The organism is Parafrankia sp. BMG5.11, assembly GCF_004337455.1.
Genome location: NZ_SJXI01000062.1, coordinates 147,872 through 163,668 on the forward strand (window position 1 = coordinate 147,872; position 15,797 = coordinate 163,668).

Consider the following 15,797-nt stretch of genomic DNA (forward strand, 5'->3'; position numbering starts at 1 on the left):
ACAGGGCCGCCCGGTGGGTTTGCTCGCCCACCGGGCGGTCCCGTCAACCAGGCTGCCCGCTCAACCGAGCGGCCCTGTCATGTGCGCTCCTTCCCGCTGAGCCGGCCTTCGCCATCGACGGCCGGGCCGGTTCGCGCGAGGACTCCGGGAAGGAGCGGGCCAGCGAGGGCCGGGCCGGCGCAGGGGCTTCCGGGGCACGTCGCAGTCGTGTGCAGACGGCCTGGGCGATGCTGACGAGGGTGACGTGGCGGTGCCAGCCGGTCCAGGAGCGTCCCTCGAAATGGTCCAGGCCGAGGCCGTCCCTGAGCTCGCGGTAGTCCTGCTCGATCTGCTGCCGGATCTTCGCGAGGCGGACCAGGCCGCGCAGCGGGACATCGGCGGGCAGGGTGGACAGCCAGTAGTCGCTGGGTTCTGCCACGCCCGGCGGCCATTCGGCCAGCAGCCAGCATTCCAGCGGGTTTCGGCCCGGGGCGCGGGTGGTGTTCCGGCTTGCGGGGCGGACCCGCTGGACGACGAAGCGCGAGCACATGGCCCCGGTCGGGTTGCCCGCGGCCACCGGGGCGTCGGCCCGCCAGGTCACAGACCGGCCGGCGGCATGTCCAGCGGTGGTGACCAGGGCCCGGAGATCGCGCGGCGGGTCGGGCCGGGCGGGTGAGGGCGGCCGTCCACCGGCCGGATACGGCGCGGTGACCGGCACCGCGTCGGTGGGGTAGGCGGTCGCGGTCGACGTCACCGCCAGCAGGTAGGGGACACCCCGGTCGGTCAGCCCCTGCCGGAACGCGGCGACGTCACCGTAGCTGGCGTCCGCCACGACCGGGCGCACCGGCATTCCCCACCCGCGCAGCTCGTCGACCATGTCCAGGGCCAGGCGCCACTTCTCCTGATGCCGCTGGTCGTCCGGAATCGCCGCCCGTGCCCGCCGGGCCCAGGCCGCCGCGATCTGATCCGGATCGTCCAGGGCCCTGTCGTCCCACGAGGCGGGGAGGAACAACCGCCAGTTCAGCGCCGCCGAGGCCCAGTCGGTCGCCGCGTGCACCGACACCCCGATCTGACAGTTCCCGACCCTGCCCAGAGCACAGGAGTACATCCGGGCCACCCCGGGCGACGCCGGACCGTCCTTGGGGAAACTGCTGTCGTCCACGACGAGCGCGACCGGATCCACGAACCCGACCGCCCACCGGGTCAATCGCCGACGAACCTCAGAATGGCTCCAGGTCGAGCTGGTGATGAACTGCTGCAGACACTGATGATCAATCCCGAGCCGGTCCGCCATCGGCCGCATTGACTTGCGCTTCCCGTCAAGCAGCAGGCCGCGCAGATACAGCTCGCCCTTCTCCCGCTGGTCACGTCGCCGCAGCCCACCCAGCATCTGCTCGGCAAAGGCCTCGAGTACCGGGCCGACCCGCTTCATCTCCTCCGGACCCACGGTATCGATCCCACACCGTCGAGAGCGGTTCCTGAACCCGAAGACCAACAAAAAACCAACAAAATGTTACTGCCTGGTAGGGTGGCACATGGTGGGTGGAGTGTGACCACATTTGCGCTGGGCGGGGGGTCGGTCGGAGATCCGGGTCGGGAAGCCCGCCCCATCGACGCTCGGCGGGAGAACAATCGGTCGAGTCCGGCCACATCGACTCAAGGCCCGACTTCGGCCGATGCGCGGATGAAAACAATTACGAACGAACCGCCTAAAACCCCAGGTCAACGCCGGTAACCCAGTTCTGGCACCCCGCAGGGTGATGGCGCTGGGGAATGTGATGCGCAGGCCCAGTCCGTCAGGTCAGGTCTGGTCAGGTACAGGTCCGTAGGCACTGACGGTTTCGGTCAGGACGGTCTCGAGGGGGGTCGGGGCGAGGCGGAACGTCTGCTCGGTGAGGGTGGAGTCGAGCAGGTCGGGCTGTTCCAGGGAGTACATCATCTCGATAACTTCCCGCATGACCGGATTCACGGCTCCGGTCGCGGCGAGCTGATCGGTGGACATCGCCGTCAGGATGGGTGCGGGCGCCCCGGCGATGGTCGCGAGCCGCGTGGTCAGCTCCCGCACGGACAGCGCCGCGGTGGAGGGCACGTGCCACGCCCGTCCCCACGCAAGGTCGTCGCCGGAGAGGGCTACGGCGGCCAGGGTTCGGGCGGCGTCCCCGATGTAGGACCAGGTTTTCGGGGCGTCCAGGTCGCCGGGGAAGGCTGCCGGCTCACCGCGCAGGACGAGGGGTGCCACCGTGAAGTTGTACAGCGAACCGGCCCCGGCGCCCAGAAACGCCGAGGCCCGGACCTCGGTCACGCGGGCTCGACCCGCGCGGTGCGCCTCGAGGGCATCGGTCCACATCCGGGCCCGTACCTGGCCCTTGACGGATACCGGTGCCATCGGTAGATCTTCGGTGAAGCGGCCGTTGACGATGCCGTAGCCGTAGGTGTTGCCCATCATCACGTAGCCGGCGCCGGTGCGTTCAGCCGCGTCCAGCAGCGCCGTCGCGAGCGGCGGGAACTCGTCCGGCCACCGGTCGTACGGCGGCATCGCGGTGTTGATCAGCGTCGTAGCGCCCTCGGCGAGTCGGGTCAGCGCATCGGCGTCGGTCGCGTCGGCGGCGATCCGCTCGATCAGCGGGTGCTCGGGTCCGCCCCCGCGCCGGCTGACCAGTCGGACGCGGTCACCCTGCCGGGCCAGCAGCTCAGCGGTGGGGGCTCCGGTGCCACCGGCACCGGTGATCACGTGCAGCGCCATGGTGTTCGTCTTCCGCTCGGCGGGCCCGCACGGGTTCGCGGGTACCTGCCTCACCCTGCTGCCTGCCAGAAACATACGGTAGTGGCCTGAACGCCACGTAGCCCAAGGATCAGGCCATGCTTCGGATCGTTGTTGTCGCCGTCCCGCCAGTCACCACCCTTGATCTTTCCATCCCGGCGGCGGTGTTTCCGGCTGCAGTGGTCGACGGCCAGCCGGGCTATGAAGTCATGATCTGCACGCCCGAGCCCGGGGTCGTGCCTGGGTACATCGGGCCCAGTGTTGTGGTGGACCGGGGCCTCGACGTGATTGACAGCGCCGACACCGTGATCGTCACGGGAACCGGCGCTCGCGCCCACGCCGGCCAACGGGTCCTGGACGCGCTACGGCGGGCCGCTGACGACGGCCGTCGCATCGCCTCGATCTGCACGGGCGCCTTCGTGCTGGCCCAGGCCGGGCTGCTCGACGGTCGCCCGGCCACCACGTACTGGCAGTACTCCGACGAGATGCGCCGCCGCTTCCCAGCCGTCGACCTGCGGCCCGACGTCCTGTACGTCGACGACGGGACGATCCTGACCTCCGCCGGGCTGGCCGCCGGTCTCGACCTGTGCATTCACATGATCCGGCGCGACTACGGGGCGGTGGTCGCCAACGCCGTCGCCCGAGCCGCGGTCATCGCGCCGGTCCGTCCCGGCGGCCAGGCCCAGTTCATCGAGACGCCGCTGCCACCGGAAAGCGGGACGTCGCTGGCCCAGACCCGCACCTGGGCGTCGGACCACCTCGCCGAACCGTTGACCCTCGGCCGCCTCGCCGCCCACGCCCACACCAGTACCCGTACGCTCACCCGCCGGTTCCGGGAGGAGACTGGTCTGAGCCCCTTGCAGTGGTTGCTGCACCAGCGGATCGACCGGGCTCGTGAACTCCTCGAGGCGACGGATCTGCCGATCGCCGTCGTCGCCCGGCAAAGCGGCCTGGGAACCCCCGAGTCGCTGCGCCTCCACCTCCTGCGCCGCAACGGGCTCACCCCCAGCGCCTACCGCAGCGCATTCACCCGCGTCGGACCAACCCCGACCTGACCAGCCGCGTAACGGCCAGTCACGACAACGGCTCGGTCACCGACAGTCGGACACTCCCTCGTGTTCATTCCCGCCGAGCGGCTGCTCGCCCCCGGGAGCATCGACCGCTGGGACAGCGCCGTGCGACTGTGGGATACCAGCGTCCGCGGCGCGGACGTCCAGCCCCTCATCGATGGCGATGGATCTGGCTACCGGGCTCGCCGTGATCTGACGGTTTCCCACCTCCCGGCGACGGTGATCTCAGTATCCAGTTGGATCGATGATGCCGGGACGGCCTCATCGATCGTCATAGCACGTCCGAAGCGTCGGGTTCCTGGGTTTTTTGTCTACGTAGGCGTCGCCTACCCCGAACCAGTCCAGCTGCCGTAGATAGCTCCACCGTGAGTTCCGGCCTATTTCGGCGCGCAGCTGCGCTGCGACAGATTCCGGAGCCATCACGACGGAGAACAACGATGGATACCGATAGTAACAGAATTCGATGTTTATCGTAACCCTGAGCTGCCACGTCCCGTCGGACGTCGGATTTATCTCCCCCGGCACGGAACGCAGGAAGTGGACGGACTTGTTGGTGCTTAGGACGAAGTAGCTGTAGCCGGCGCGAGCATGATCTTCCGGATGTGGGTCGACGATCCGTCCGGAGAGGAGATATGTGTTCCGCTGCTCGACGACGAGCCTCCCGCCCACCGGCACCGGCACCCCGTCGACCGCGACGTCTGTCAGATGGATGCCGAAGGGATTCGGATGTGTCTGGTCGGGGAGGGACGGAAGCTGATCATAGGTCTTCGTGCCCAACGCGACGCGTAGGAATGTGGCGGCCAGCCCGAAACAGGTCAGGGCGATGAGCGCGACGTGGAGAGAGCGTCGCATCACGGCCGCCGTTTTCTCGCGCCTCGCCCGAACAGCGAACGCCCACCACACGGCCGCTCCGATCACCGCTACAAGCGCGGTGATCGCGACGATGAAGAGGTCGTCGGAGAGGGCGAGGAGCGAGTCGCCCTTCGCCTGCGTGACCTGCACCGCGGACCCGTGAGAGATCATGGGCGGTCCGCGGTGGGCAACCTTGGACTTTCCGCGTCCAGCGGGTCCTGAGGCGGAGCGAGATGGTTCTGGATATCAATGTGACGGAACTGGTACGCGACACCGACCTGGCGTAGAACACCCCGTCCGCAGGCGTCCTCCAGGAACGGGAAGAGCGTCAGCGGCAGTTGGCGGTCGAACGCAAGCCACGCCCGCACCACCGTGAACCAACCCCACACGGCACCCAACGTGGCGGCACAGGGTCCGGCCGCCGCAGCAATGAGGAGGCCGGCCGGAGCACCGATGACAAAGCGCGTCGACAACGCGGACCCCGACGCCAGCGCAAGCCCGAGCCCTCCCGTCACGCCCCCCATGGTTCCGCTCACCAGCGCCAGGGAGACGAAGGTGGCACGGTCGCGGGCGAACACAGCCTGCGGAGTTGCAGCGGCCAGAGGGTCGACCGGCGCGGTCTGGACACCTGCGAAAACGGCACCGAAAACACCTATCAGGACGCCTACGGCCAGTCCGCTGGCCAGCGTCACGAGGTACGTGACCCCACCGCCCACAGCCAGCATGAGCGGCAGCCGCACCGGGCTCGGCCGCCACCGCAGGCGCTGCGCCGGCGAGGAGGTCCCGACATAGGCAGCCGCCAACCACAGCAGACCCGTTGCCAGACCGGACGCGAGGCCCGCGAACATTCCGGCGGCCCTCGCCGTACTTACCGGCGAGCGGTCAAGCACGGTCATGCCGAGACCGAAAAGTGATCCGACAGTGCAACCAGCGGTCACGCCGATCGCAACACTGGTCAGTACGCGCAGCATCGAGGTGGGAACTGCCTTCGGTAGCTCCCACCAGAACAGGTCCGGCATACCGCGGCAGTTGTCCCGCAGATGCCGGGCAAGGAAGCGCAGCGAACGCTCCGCCTGCTCGGCGCGCCCGGTGTCGCGATAGGCGGCGGCCACGAATTGACTCAGCAGGTGTCGTTCGACCGCCCCGCGATCCGGGAATCTGATCTGGTCCAGCACCTCGACCAGATCAGATTCCCGGCCGCTTCCTCCAGCGTACGCCGTGCGCGCGAGCCAGATCATCAATGGCGACATGAGCGCTTGGGCGGCCGGCAGGGTCGGGTCGGAGGTCACCGCCTCAAGGAGGTGATCCCAGTGTGTCGCGCGCCCTCTTCCCTCGATGGTCCGCAGATACCTACGAACGTCGGCCGGGTCCACCGGCCGGAGTTCGACACCGGCGGCCGCGTCGAGTCCCACCGAGGGCACGCTGAAGGCGGGGCTTGTGTCGGAGGTCATGATGGCGGCCCGATACTCGTCCGTACGGGACGAAAGCACCAATGGTTGGCCGGGCAGCAGTGCATGGTTGATTGCCGCCAGCGCCCCTGGACGCACATGTTCAGGCATTTCATCCAGGCCGTCGAGAACGGGCAGTATCTTTCCGGCCTCGATGAGCTCCCGGGCCATCGTCCGGCGGGCTGGACCAACCCTCTGCATCAGATACGGATGAACGACGATGAGGCGTTCTTCGAGCCAGGCGAAAAGATCCTGGGCCGGATCCCAGGTGGACAGCGATATGAGTACGGGAACCTCTGCTCCGGGCTGCCGGGTGGCGAGCCTGTCCACCACCAGGCGAATGAGAATCGTGGTCTTCCCCGAGCCCGCGCCGCCTAGGACTACCAGCCTGCGAGTCGGGATACCGTCGAGCGCCGCCGCGAGTTCGTTCTCACCGCCGACCAGCTCGTGCGGCCCGGCGAACCAGTGGCTGGTGTCCGGTTCAGGACGTCCCGGTCCGTGCGCGACTCGGATGAGAGTCTCCCAGTCGTCGCACAGATCCAAGGGTGCGGCCGTCCACCGCACGGACAGCGTGTTCCGGTTGAGCTGAAGTCTTCGAATCTGTTCCGTCCATTCGCCGCGGACAGCGACCTCTAGGTCGTTTGCGGCGTAGTTGGGCCAGAACTGTTTTGGCCAGGCATCCCGGATCAAAAATACGAAGAAATAAAGGCAAGCGCAGCCGAGTGCGGCCGGGAACACCGTCGTCATGAAGCCGACACCGGCGGCGATGGTGAGCCCGCCGGCAACCGTGGTACAGCCCAAGGTGAGGCTTAGTGCCAGGGTGGTGGCCCGGCCGCGCAGCGCCCCGCGGAGAGAGGACCAGAAGCTGGATAAGTAGGTGGCGGAACGTCCGACGGGCGGCGGGTGCGCCGGGAAGCGGCGACCGGCGAGTCGGGCAGGACCGCTCGTGTGGAACGGACGGCCGTCTCCGCCGACGCCTCCGGGGAAAACTGGTGGCATCTTCGGCCGGTCGCGGCCACTGATCACAGCCTCGACGCTCTCCACCAAATGCCGTCGAGCTTTCTCTACAGCCATTCCAAAGAGATCAAAATAGGTCAGCTGAGCGAGGTATGAACCACGCGGCGGCTCGCAGTTCTCAACCCGTATCGGAATTACCCTGCGATGGGCGGTCGACGGGTCGACCTGGTAGGCCATGAGGAATTCCGTCTGCCCGAAGGCGGAGTTCAGGTACGCTTCCGACAATAGTACCACAATGTGGTCGGTATTTCGGATGGAAGTCTCGATCCAGGCCAGGTAAGACGTTCCGGCAACGGAGTCCCAGTGCTGGACGTTAACCGAGTGACCAGCAGCCTCGAGTTCCCATGAAACCCAGTCCGCCCAGTCCCGGTTATGCCGGGAATAGGAGATAAAGAAACTGCGCCCAGAGGTCGGGGGCCGGCCCGCCGGCGAGGTCTCCCCGCGGTGCGGCCCAGGTCTGGACGCATGGTCGACAGACACCTCCGAAATTAAGCGGTGACGCCGCCACCTCGCCATCGGTCGAAGAGAAGAACCCCCGTTGCCTGCTGCCAGGCTTTTATGGAGCTGCGCCCAAACATCAAATCCCCCGTATGGCACATGTATTGCGGCCGACCCCGCCTCTCGACAGAACTTTTGCGGTTGACCTTTGAAAATTCTGCCAATTACGACGCTAGAATGATAACACGCGGTGGCGGTATGCCGACTCGGCGCTCCCCATGTGCTGGGCCGGGGCGAGGGGCGCTGTTGCATCGGCGAAGTCCACCGTCGCGGCTACCGATCGGTCCTGATCGAATCATGCGCCGACGTCGTGCCCGTCCACCGGCTCCGACGTCGGAGTTCGCGGGGTTCCGGTTTCCGCCGGAGGTGATCGTGTTGGCGGTCCGCTGGTACGTGCGGTTCGTCCTGTCGTACCGGGATGTCGAGGAGCTGCTCGCCGAACGCGGCCTCGAGGTTGATCACGGCACGGTCTACCGGTGGGTGCAGCGCTTCACACCCTCGCTGGTCGACGCAGCCCGGCCGTGCCGGCACCGTCCCGGAGACAGATGGTTCATCGACGAAACGTATGCGAAGGTCGCCGGCCGGTGGACCTACCTCTACCTGTGGGGTGCCAGAAGTCGGCCTGGGCCCGCGAGCTGGGGTGATGCGACGGTGCGGGTGGCGGCATGATGGTCAACTGTGTCCGTACGCCTGCTCTATCCGATCTTCGGTCGGGTATGCAGATCCGGAACCTTCTCATGGACCTCGGCGACCGGGCGGCCGACTTCCGGTTCCTGGTCCGTGACCGCGCCGGACAATTCACCGCCTCCTTCGACGCAGTCCTCGCCGATGCCAACATCACAGCCATCAAGATCCCACCCCGAACCCCCCGCGCGAACGCCTACGCAGAACGGTTCATCCGCACCGTCCGGACCGAGGTCACCGACCGCATGCTGATCGTCGGTGAACGGCACCTGCGCACCGTCCTGGTCGAGTACACGGCCCACCACAACGGACGACGACCCCACCGCGGCCGCGACCTTCAACCACCACGGCCCGACCACCCCGTCGCCGACCTGACAAAGAAGCGTCAAGCGCCAACCCGTCCTCGGCGGCTTGATCAACGAATGCGAACGAGCCGCCTGAAACCCAGGTCAAGGCCGGTGCCCGAGTTCTGGCACCGCCCACAGGCCTCTTGAGTCGCCCACGTTGCGGGACATTCAGCCCATCTCGCCGGAGTCGGAACTGTGGCCATCGTCTTGCCGTCGCTGCAACCGGGTCGCTCGGCTCGGCCGGCGGAGGTTGTCGCCCATAAGGTGGAACCGTGTGCGAGGGCGCGGTGAGGTTGTTCCTCTGCGGCGACGTGATGCTCGGCCGCGGTATCGACCAGATCCTGCCGCATCCCGGTGATCCGACACTTTCCGAGGGATACGTCTGGGATGCCCGCAGCTACGTCGAGTTGGCAGAGGCGGTAAACGGCCCGATCCCTCACCCGGTCGACTTCGCCTGGCCCTGGGGAGATGTGCTGCCAGCGCTGGACGAGGCTGCACCCGATGTCCGGGTGCTGAATCTGGAAACCACCATCACCCGGTGCGATGCCTTCGCGACGGGGAAGGAAGTCCACTATCGGATGAGCCCGGACAACCTGCCCTGCCTGACTGCCGCCCGACCTGACGTGTGTGTGCTGGCAAACAACCATTTGCTCGATTTCGGTCGCCGGGGGCTCATCGAGACGCTCGATGTGCTGTCCGGTGCCGGGCTGGCGGAGGCGGGAGCCGGACACGACGCGGAAGAGGCCCGCCGGCCCGCGGTTGTGCCTATCGATGGCAGCCGGCGGGTTCTGATCTTCTCGTTCGGGCTGCCGTCCAGCGGCATTCCAGCGACGTGGGCCGTGACCGAGGACAGGGCCGGTGTTGACCTCGTCCCGGAGCTGTCGGACGGCTGGGCCGACGAGGTCGCGGGCCGTGTTCGGCAGGTGAAGCGGCTCGGTGACCTCGCCCTCGCATCCATCCACTGGGGCTCCAACTGGGGCTACGACGTCGATGACGACCAGATCCGCTTCGCGCATCGGCTGGTGGACGGCGGTATCGACATCGTGCACGGACACTCGTCGCACCATCCACGGCCTGTCGAGATATACCGGGACAGGCTCATCCTGCACGGGTGCGGCGATTTCATCGACGACTATGAGGGGATCGCCGGCTACGAAAGCTACCGGGACGACCTGCGGCTGGCGTACTTCGTGTCGGTCGATCCGGGCAGCGGGAAGCTGATCGACCTGCGTGTGATGCCCCTGCAGGCACGGCAGATGCGACTCCGGTACGCCGGCCACGAAGACTCCGCCTGGCTACAGGAGATTCTTGACAGCATCAGCCGCGGCTTCGGGACACGGTTCGACCTTCAGGCGGACGGCATGCTCTCGCTCCGCCGATCATGAGCGAAGAGGATGAGGCCCCGTCAGCGGTCCCCGCTGATCGTGAAAAGGCCGGTGCGCAGGCCCCTGCTGGTCAGACGCCTGCCTCCTGCTGGTGCCCGTTATGCGACACATGCCAGACCTGTGGGACGGCAGATGCCTGCCTGCGGGTGTGCTGCGCAACGTAGGTGCCAGCAGCGATCGCCGCAGCCACCGGCCATTCGACGACCTCGCCCACCGCGAGCACGCCGAGCCCCAGGTAGTAGGCGCTCTTGCCGGGGGACGGCAGGCCGACCGGACCGAGACGCCAGCCCATGCGGCCAGCCCGCCGGCCGAACTCGAACCGGGCGGTCAGGAACGGCAACCGGACCGTAGCGGCCCGCGCGCGCGACTGGCCAGCGTCCGGGGAGGCCGACGTGGCCTCCTGCGGCCCTGCCCGTTCGGCGGTGCCCGTAGTAGTTGAACGCCGCGGTCTCGCGGTCGAGCTACCCGTCCTCGTCGGTGTCGGCGGCGACATCGCACATCCCCCCTCGGGGAACCTCTCCGTGTCAAGACCCTCGTAAACGGTGACAGGTTTGGTGTACCACAGGTGCGGCGCCGGCGCAGGGTAGCCACCGATGCACCCTCTGAGCCGGTGGCCTCGCCGAATGTGGGGAGTCTTCGCGGATCGGGCGGTAACGGCTCGTCGGGCCGCGAAGGTCGGTCCGCCGCGTAGTCCTTGGCCTCGTCGAGCGTAGGGCGCGCACAGTCACGGCACAGGTAGATCATGCACGGACGGTCCGCGCGCAGGACGCTCTCCCGCCCACAGAACGGGCACGGGCCGCGGGCCGGCGGGCCGACGCCCACCGGCTGGCCTTTCTCGGTCGCCGTGCAAGCGGGTGTACCCCCTCACACTGCGGGGCGGGCGCCCCGCGCGGGACGCTCCAAACGCCAACCCACCGTGCGGGGTCACCGGCCCGGCAGGGGACCTCGCGACGAAAGGCGAGCCAAAGGCAAGGACGCGAAGCGGACCGCAACCACCATTGCACGGACGGGACGTCCCCGACCCACTCGGCGGCGTCCGCAGCCAGTCGGAGCTCCTCCCCGGCAGCCGCCTTCCCTCCGGCGAATCCGACCTTCCGGTTCGAGTCGGGTCTCTGACCGCCGGAGGAGACCCACGGACCCGGCGGTTCCCGGACCAGGTGCGGTGGGGCCGGCGAACTGCTGATGAGCGGCGCCGACCGGGTTTCCCGGCCGTGTGGGCGGCGATGCCTTGGCGAGAGACCGAACGACTTCGAAGGAGCAGGCTGATGGCCCCACCCCAACGATGTCGGGACGCTGCACAGTGCGGCCTTCAGCGACTCGGACCTCATCCCGCGGCGACAAACCACACCGTTACGTCTTCCGCCTCCACGCCCTCGACGAACCGCTACGCCCACCATCCGGGGCGCGCGTCGATGACGTGCGTCGGGGCCTCGCCGCACACCAGGTGGCGAGCGGCACCCTCGTCGGTCGGTACGGACGCTGACGGCGTGCGAACGAGCGCAGCCTGGGCGTGAGTGCCAGCTTCGTGCGGGTGGACGCCGTGTGGGCAGGAGGACCACATACCGCCGACAGATCGGGAGGCGACGTGGCACAGGTGGCAGAACGCGAGGCGCGCAGAGTCGCTGAGGCGGCCCGGGAGGCCGAATGGAAGCTCCCCTCGTTCGGCAAGGAGCTTTTCCTCGGTCATCTCCGACTCGATCTGATCTCCCCGCACCCGCGGCCGAAGGAGGGCGACCGGCATCGAGGGGAGGCGTTCCTGGTCCAGTTCGAATCGTTCCTGCGGGACACGGTGGACCCTCTGCAGGTCGAGCGGGACGGGCGGCTGCCCGGGCAGGTGATCGACGGGCTGCGGCGGATAGGCGCCCTCGGCATGAAGATCCCCGAGGAGTACGGCGGACTCGGGTTGACCACCGTGTACTACAACCGGGCACTTGAACTGTCCGGTTCGTGGCATTCGAGCATTCCCACGCTGCTCTCGGCGCACCAGTCGATCGGCGTGGCCGAGCCGGTCATGGGTTTCGGTACCGAGGAGCAGAAGCGGACGTATCTGCCGAAGGCGGCACGCGAGGAGATCAGCGCGTTCCTGCTGACCGAGCCCGACGTGGGCAGCGACCCGGCCCGGATGAGCAGCCAGGCGGTGCCGGTCGAGGACGGCGCCGCCTACGAGCTGAGCGGCCGCAAGCTATGGACCACCAACGGTGTGATCGCCGACCGGCTGGTGGTCATGGCGGTCGTCCCACGCTCGGACGGTCATCGCGGTGGCATCACGTGTTTCATCGTCGACGCCCACGCACCCGGCGTGAAGGTGGAGCACCGCAACGAGTTCATGGGTCTGCGCGGTATCGAGAACGGCGTCACCAGTTTTGATCGAGTCCGGGTCCCTGCCGCGGACCGCCTCGGGCGGGAAGGCCAGGGGCTTAAGATCGCCCTGACGACGCTGAACACCGGCCGCCTCGCCCTGCCGGCGATCTGCGCGGGCCATGCCAAGTACGCGCTGCGCATCGCCCGGGAGTGGTCGCGGGACCGGGTCCAGTGGGGTCGGCCGATCGGCCGGCATGACGCCATCGCCCAGAAGGTCGCGTTCATCGCCGCCACCGCGTTCGGGCTGGAGGCGATGCTGGAGCTGTCCGGCCTGATGGCCGATGAGGGACGCGAGGACATCCGGATCGAGGCAGCCCTGGCCAAGCTGTATGCCAGCGAGATGGCCTGGCTGATCGCCGACGAGCTGGTCCAGATCCGCGGCGGTCGCGGGTACGAGACCGCCCAGTCCCTGGCCAACCGGGGGGAACGACCGGTACCGGCCGAGCAGATGCTGCGCGACCTGCGCATCAACCGAATTTTCGAAGGTTCCACCGAGATCATGCGGTTGCTCATCGCGCGGGAGGCCGTGGACACCCACCTCGCGGTGGCCGGCGACCTCATTTCCCCGGAAGCGCCGTTCGTGGCGAAGGCCCGCAGCGCCGGACGGGCGGCCGCCTTCTACAGCCGCTGGCTGCCCGGCCTCGCCGTCGGCAGCGGTACGTCGCCGCGCTCCTTCGTCGAATTCGGCCGGCTCGGCACGCACCTGCGCTTCGTGGAGCGCTCGGCGCGCAAGCTCGCCCGGTCAACCTTCTACGGGATGGCTCGCTGGCAGGGCGGACTGGAGAAGAAGCAGGCGTTCCTCGGACGTCTCGTCGACATCGGCGCCGAGCTGTTCGCGATCAGCGCGGCGGTCGTGCGGGCCCGAATGCTCGACGAGGACGGCGAGCCGATCGCGACCGACCTGGCCGACCTGTTCTGCCGGCAGGCGCGACGCCGTGTCGAGGCATCCTTCTCGGCGCTGTGGCGCAACGACGACACCCGCAACTACACGGCGGCGCAGGAGGTGCTCGCCGGCCGCTTCATCTGGGTCGAGGCCGGCGTGATGGACCCGAGTGGAGAAGGGCCATTCCTCGCCGCGGAGCGGCAGAAGGCAGCCCCGGCACGACCGGCCGTCGACGTGGTCGACGTGTTCGCCGCAGGCTGACCACTCGTCGGCGCTGGGTGCCGAAGGTCGGCGCTGGGTGCCGAAGGCAGGCCGGGATGACGCCGGGAAAACGCCGAAATTTCGAGCGGAGGCGCAGCCGCGCGGTGATGCGACAGTGTCCGATAGTGTCCGATCGATCAGTCAGTCCTCGTCATCGCTGATACCGTGCTGGGCCAGATGTACCCGTATCGCCCGTTCAAGGGCGTCGGTGTCGAGGCAGGCCGTCGTTCCCTTGGGGGAGACGACCGCCGCGAGGTGAATGGGCCAGGGGCAGACCGGGCAGACCGCGACGAGCCTCGCCATCGGCAGAGCGGTCACCAGGCCAAGGTCACCATTGACGGGTTGCTGCCACCACACCCTCTAGTACTACCCCACTGGCAGGCGGCATCCCAGTTACTGGCGCCTGCGTTCCGATCCGGCGAGCCAACGGCTGCAGGAGTCCGGCCGCAGGTCACCCCTCCTCGCCGAGGCTGCGGGGACGTCCGCAGCAGGCCGGCCCGGGACCCGACGCCGACGGGTGCTCGAACCCACCGCGCCACAGGGGGGTCAGTGTTCAGGAGTCGCCGACAGCACCAGCCGGGACCGCCGCGTCCCACCACCCCTCAACGCAACAAAGCCCTCCATTCCCGGCGGCATGCAGCAGTCCCGGCGCTACCCGTTTCTCGGACGCTCCCTTTGCTGGCACCTCGGCCGTCTCGAGCACGCGTCGTGGATGTCGGGGGTGGGACGGCCGAGGAGATAACCCTGGGCGTATCGGATGTGCGCGTCCCGGAGGGCTTCTACTTCAGAGTGTGATTCGACGCCTTCGGCGACGATCTTCGCGTCGATCGCGGCCGCCACTGTCGTCAAGCCGGCGGCGACTGCCCTCCGGGCCGGATCACGGTCGATACCGTGAGTAATAAACCGGTCGATCTTGATGATGTCCGGTCGTAGTCGTAGGAGCTGTTCAAGGCCGGCGTAACCGGTGCCGACGTCGTCAACGGCGATGTGGGTGCCGTGGCCGCGCAGCGTGTCGAAGGCCCGTGCCAGGTTGTCGCTGTCCACCATGTACTCGTGCTCGGTGATCTCGACTGCCAGGCGCTCGGGTGAACCGGTCGACAGGATCAGCTCGACCGCGTCGTCGGCCAGCGCCGCGGCCGACAGGTTGATCGCCAGCGTGATCCCGGGCGGGATGTCGGGCAGTGACTGAACGGCCCGGCCCAGTGCGGCCAGTTCGAGTTCGGGGCCCAAGCCGACCGCCGTCGCCTTCTTGAACACGTCCTCGGGTGAGCTGTCCAAGACGGGGAACGTGGTCAGTGCCTCGACCGCGACGACCCGGCCACGTCGGCCCGCGTGCAGGTCGACCACCGGCTGGAAGGTGGTCCGCAGCGCGGCGCCGTCCAGCGCGGCACGGATCTCGCGCCAGGTTCGGCTCTGTCTGTCCCAGAGGTCGCGAACATCGATGACGAAGTCGGTGAGGAACCGCGCGAGCAGGCGCAGGAAGCCGCCATCGTGCTGGGGCAGCGCCGGGATCGGCTCGCTTCCCATACAGCCAATCATGCCGATCGGCTCGCCCTCGCTGTCGGTGAGCATCGCCGCGGCGAAGGCACGCACACCCAGCTCCCGCGCCCCCGCCAGCTCAGCGGCACGAGGATCCGCGCGGGTGTCGGGCACCAGCGACGGCAGATCGCCCCGCTCGACTGCTCCCCACAGTGACCCCGGGCGTCGCACCGTCGAGTACGGGCTGAGCCCGAACCGCCCTGCGTCCCCGCACAGCACCTCGAGAACCAGAAGATCGTCGACGAACCGGCCGAGCCAGCCGACGTCCATCCGTAACCGGCGGCGCAGAACCGCCACCAGGTCGGGGAGTATCGAGCCCGGTTCGGAAACATTGATCCGCGGGCCCAGACAGGACCCCTTGGACGCCATCCGCGTTCCCATACCGTCAGACCTACCCGGCTCGGTGTGGGTGCCCTCACCGGGCCCGGCATGAAGTCTCCGGAGCAGCCAGACGGGTCGGGGTCTGCTCCGTCGATCGCCGGGCGCGGAGATGACCTGCACCCCGACATGATCCACCAGGCAGCTCCAGGCCCCGGCGCCCAGATTACGAAACAGCCCTTGAACTTGATTTTTAACCTGTGCGTTGGTGGTGGGCGGTCATGGTGAGGTCTCGTTTGCTGGTCTTTCCGACGTCGTAGTGGGGCGCTGGTCTGCGGTTGGTGGAGCCGGGAGGGCGGCCGGGACCGGGTGTGGTGGGTTTCGGTGCGTTGGC

General features: G+C 68.0%; 11 protein-coding genes and 2 pseudogenes. 6 read left to right on the plus strand and 7 right to left on the minus strand.

The genetic code is table 11. The features are described from left to right. Positions 1-43 precede the first annotated feature (43 nt). Both E0504_RS36100 and E0504_RS36105 read right to left on the minus strand, forming a co-directional pair. Entirely contained in the window at positions 44-1,426 is a 1,383-nt protein-coding gene (locus tag E0504_RS36100; protein ID WP_243657775.1) for an IS701 family transposase, read from the minus strand. A gap of 354 nt (positions 1,427-1,780) precedes the next feature. Beyond that, a complete protein-coding gene (locus E0504_RS36105) occupies positions 1,781-2,722 on the minus strand; it encodes an NAD-dependent epimerase/dehydratase family protein (RefSeq protein ID WP_112108334.1) in 942 nt (313 codons plus the stop codon). A 116-nt stretch (positions 2,723-2,838) separates the two neighbouring features. On the opposite strand from E0504_RS36105, the gene E0504_RS36110 reads away from it, so the two are divergent. Then, a complete protein-coding gene (locus E0504_RS36110; RefSeq protein ID WP_112108335.1) occupies positions 2,839-3,795 on the plus strand; it encodes a GlxA family transcriptional regulator in 957 nt (318 codons plus the stop codon). 276 nt (positions 3,796-4,071) lie between these two features. On the opposite strand, the gene E0504_RS36115 is transcribed toward E0504_RS36110, so the two are convergent. After that, positions 4,072-4,812 (minus strand): hypothetical protein, encoded by a 741-nt coding sequence (locus E0504_RS36115; RefSeq protein WP_131626722.1) that lies wholly within the window; start codon positions 4,810-4,812, stop codon positions 4,072-4,074. Positions 4,813-4,829: 17 nt separating this feature from the next. Then, a complete protein-coding gene (locus E0504_RS36120) occupies positions 4,830-7,877 on the minus strand; it encodes a TIR domain-containing protein (RefSeq protein ID WP_131626723.1) in 3,048 nt (1,015 codons plus the stop codon). 45 nt (positions 7,878-7,922) lie between these two features. On the opposite strand from E0504_RS36120, the pseudogene E0504_RS36125 reads away from it, so the two are divergent. From E0504_RS36125 to E0504_RS36135, 3 genes and pseudogenes are all read left to right on the plus strand, one after another. Further along, positions 7,923-8,225, plus strand: a pseudogene (locus E0504_RS36125) (transposase); the annotation flags it as partial. Between the two features lie 119 nt (positions 8,226-8,344). Beyond that, positions 8,345-8,750 (plus strand): annotated as a pseudogene (locus tag E0504_RS36130) (integrase core domain-containing protein); the annotation flags it as partial. Between the two features lie 178 nt (positions 8,751-8,928). Then, positions 8,929-10,041 (plus strand): CapA family protein, encoded by a 1,113-nt coding sequence (locus E0504_RS36135; RefSeq protein WP_112108738.1) that lies wholly within the window; start codon positions 8,929-8,931, stop codon positions 10,039-10,041. A 70-nt stretch (positions 10,042-10,111) separates the two neighbouring features. Here E0504_RS36135 and E0504_RS36140 read toward each other — a convergent pair whose 3' ends face one another. Next, positions 10,112-10,534 (minus strand): hypothetical protein, encoded by a 423-nt coding sequence (locus E0504_RS36140; protein WP_112108737.1) that lies wholly within the window; start codon positions 10,532-10,534, stop codon positions 10,112-10,114. 789 nt (positions 10,535-11,323) lie between these two features. Here E0504_RS36140 and E0504_RS54510 point away from each other — a divergent pair. Together E0504_RS54510 and E0504_RS36150 are read left to right on the plus strand one after the other, a co-directional pair. Then, positions 11,324-11,524 carry a hypothetical protein gene (locus E0504_RS54510; RefSeq protein ID WP_083391265.1) on the plus strand — a complete coding sequence of 67 codons (201 nt, stop codon included), beginning with the start codon at positions 11,324-11,326 and terminating at the stop codon, positions 11,522-11,524. Positions 11,525-11,626: 102 nt separating this feature from the next. After that, complete coding sequence (locus E0504_RS36150; RefSeq protein WP_131626724.1) at positions 11,627-13,546, plus strand: acyl-CoA dehydrogenase family protein; 1,920 nt, start codon at positions 11,627-11,629, stop codon at positions 13,544-13,546. A 141-nt stretch (positions 13,547-13,687) separates the two neighbouring features. Here the strand turns inward: E0504_RS36150 and E0504_RS50730 are convergent, their stop codons facing one another. Beyond that, a complete protein-coding gene (locus E0504_RS50730) occupies positions 13,688-13,864 on the minus strand; it encodes a hypothetical protein (RefSeq protein WP_157904348.1) in 177 nt (58 codons plus the stop codon). A 333-nt stretch (positions 13,865-14,197) separates the two neighbouring features. Next, a complete protein-coding gene (locus E0504_RS36155) occupies positions 14,198-15,454 on the minus strand; it encodes an EAL domain-containing protein (RefSeq protein ID WP_243657777.1) in 1,257 nt (418 codons plus the stop codon). Positions 15,455-15,797 lie beyond the last annotated feature (343 nt).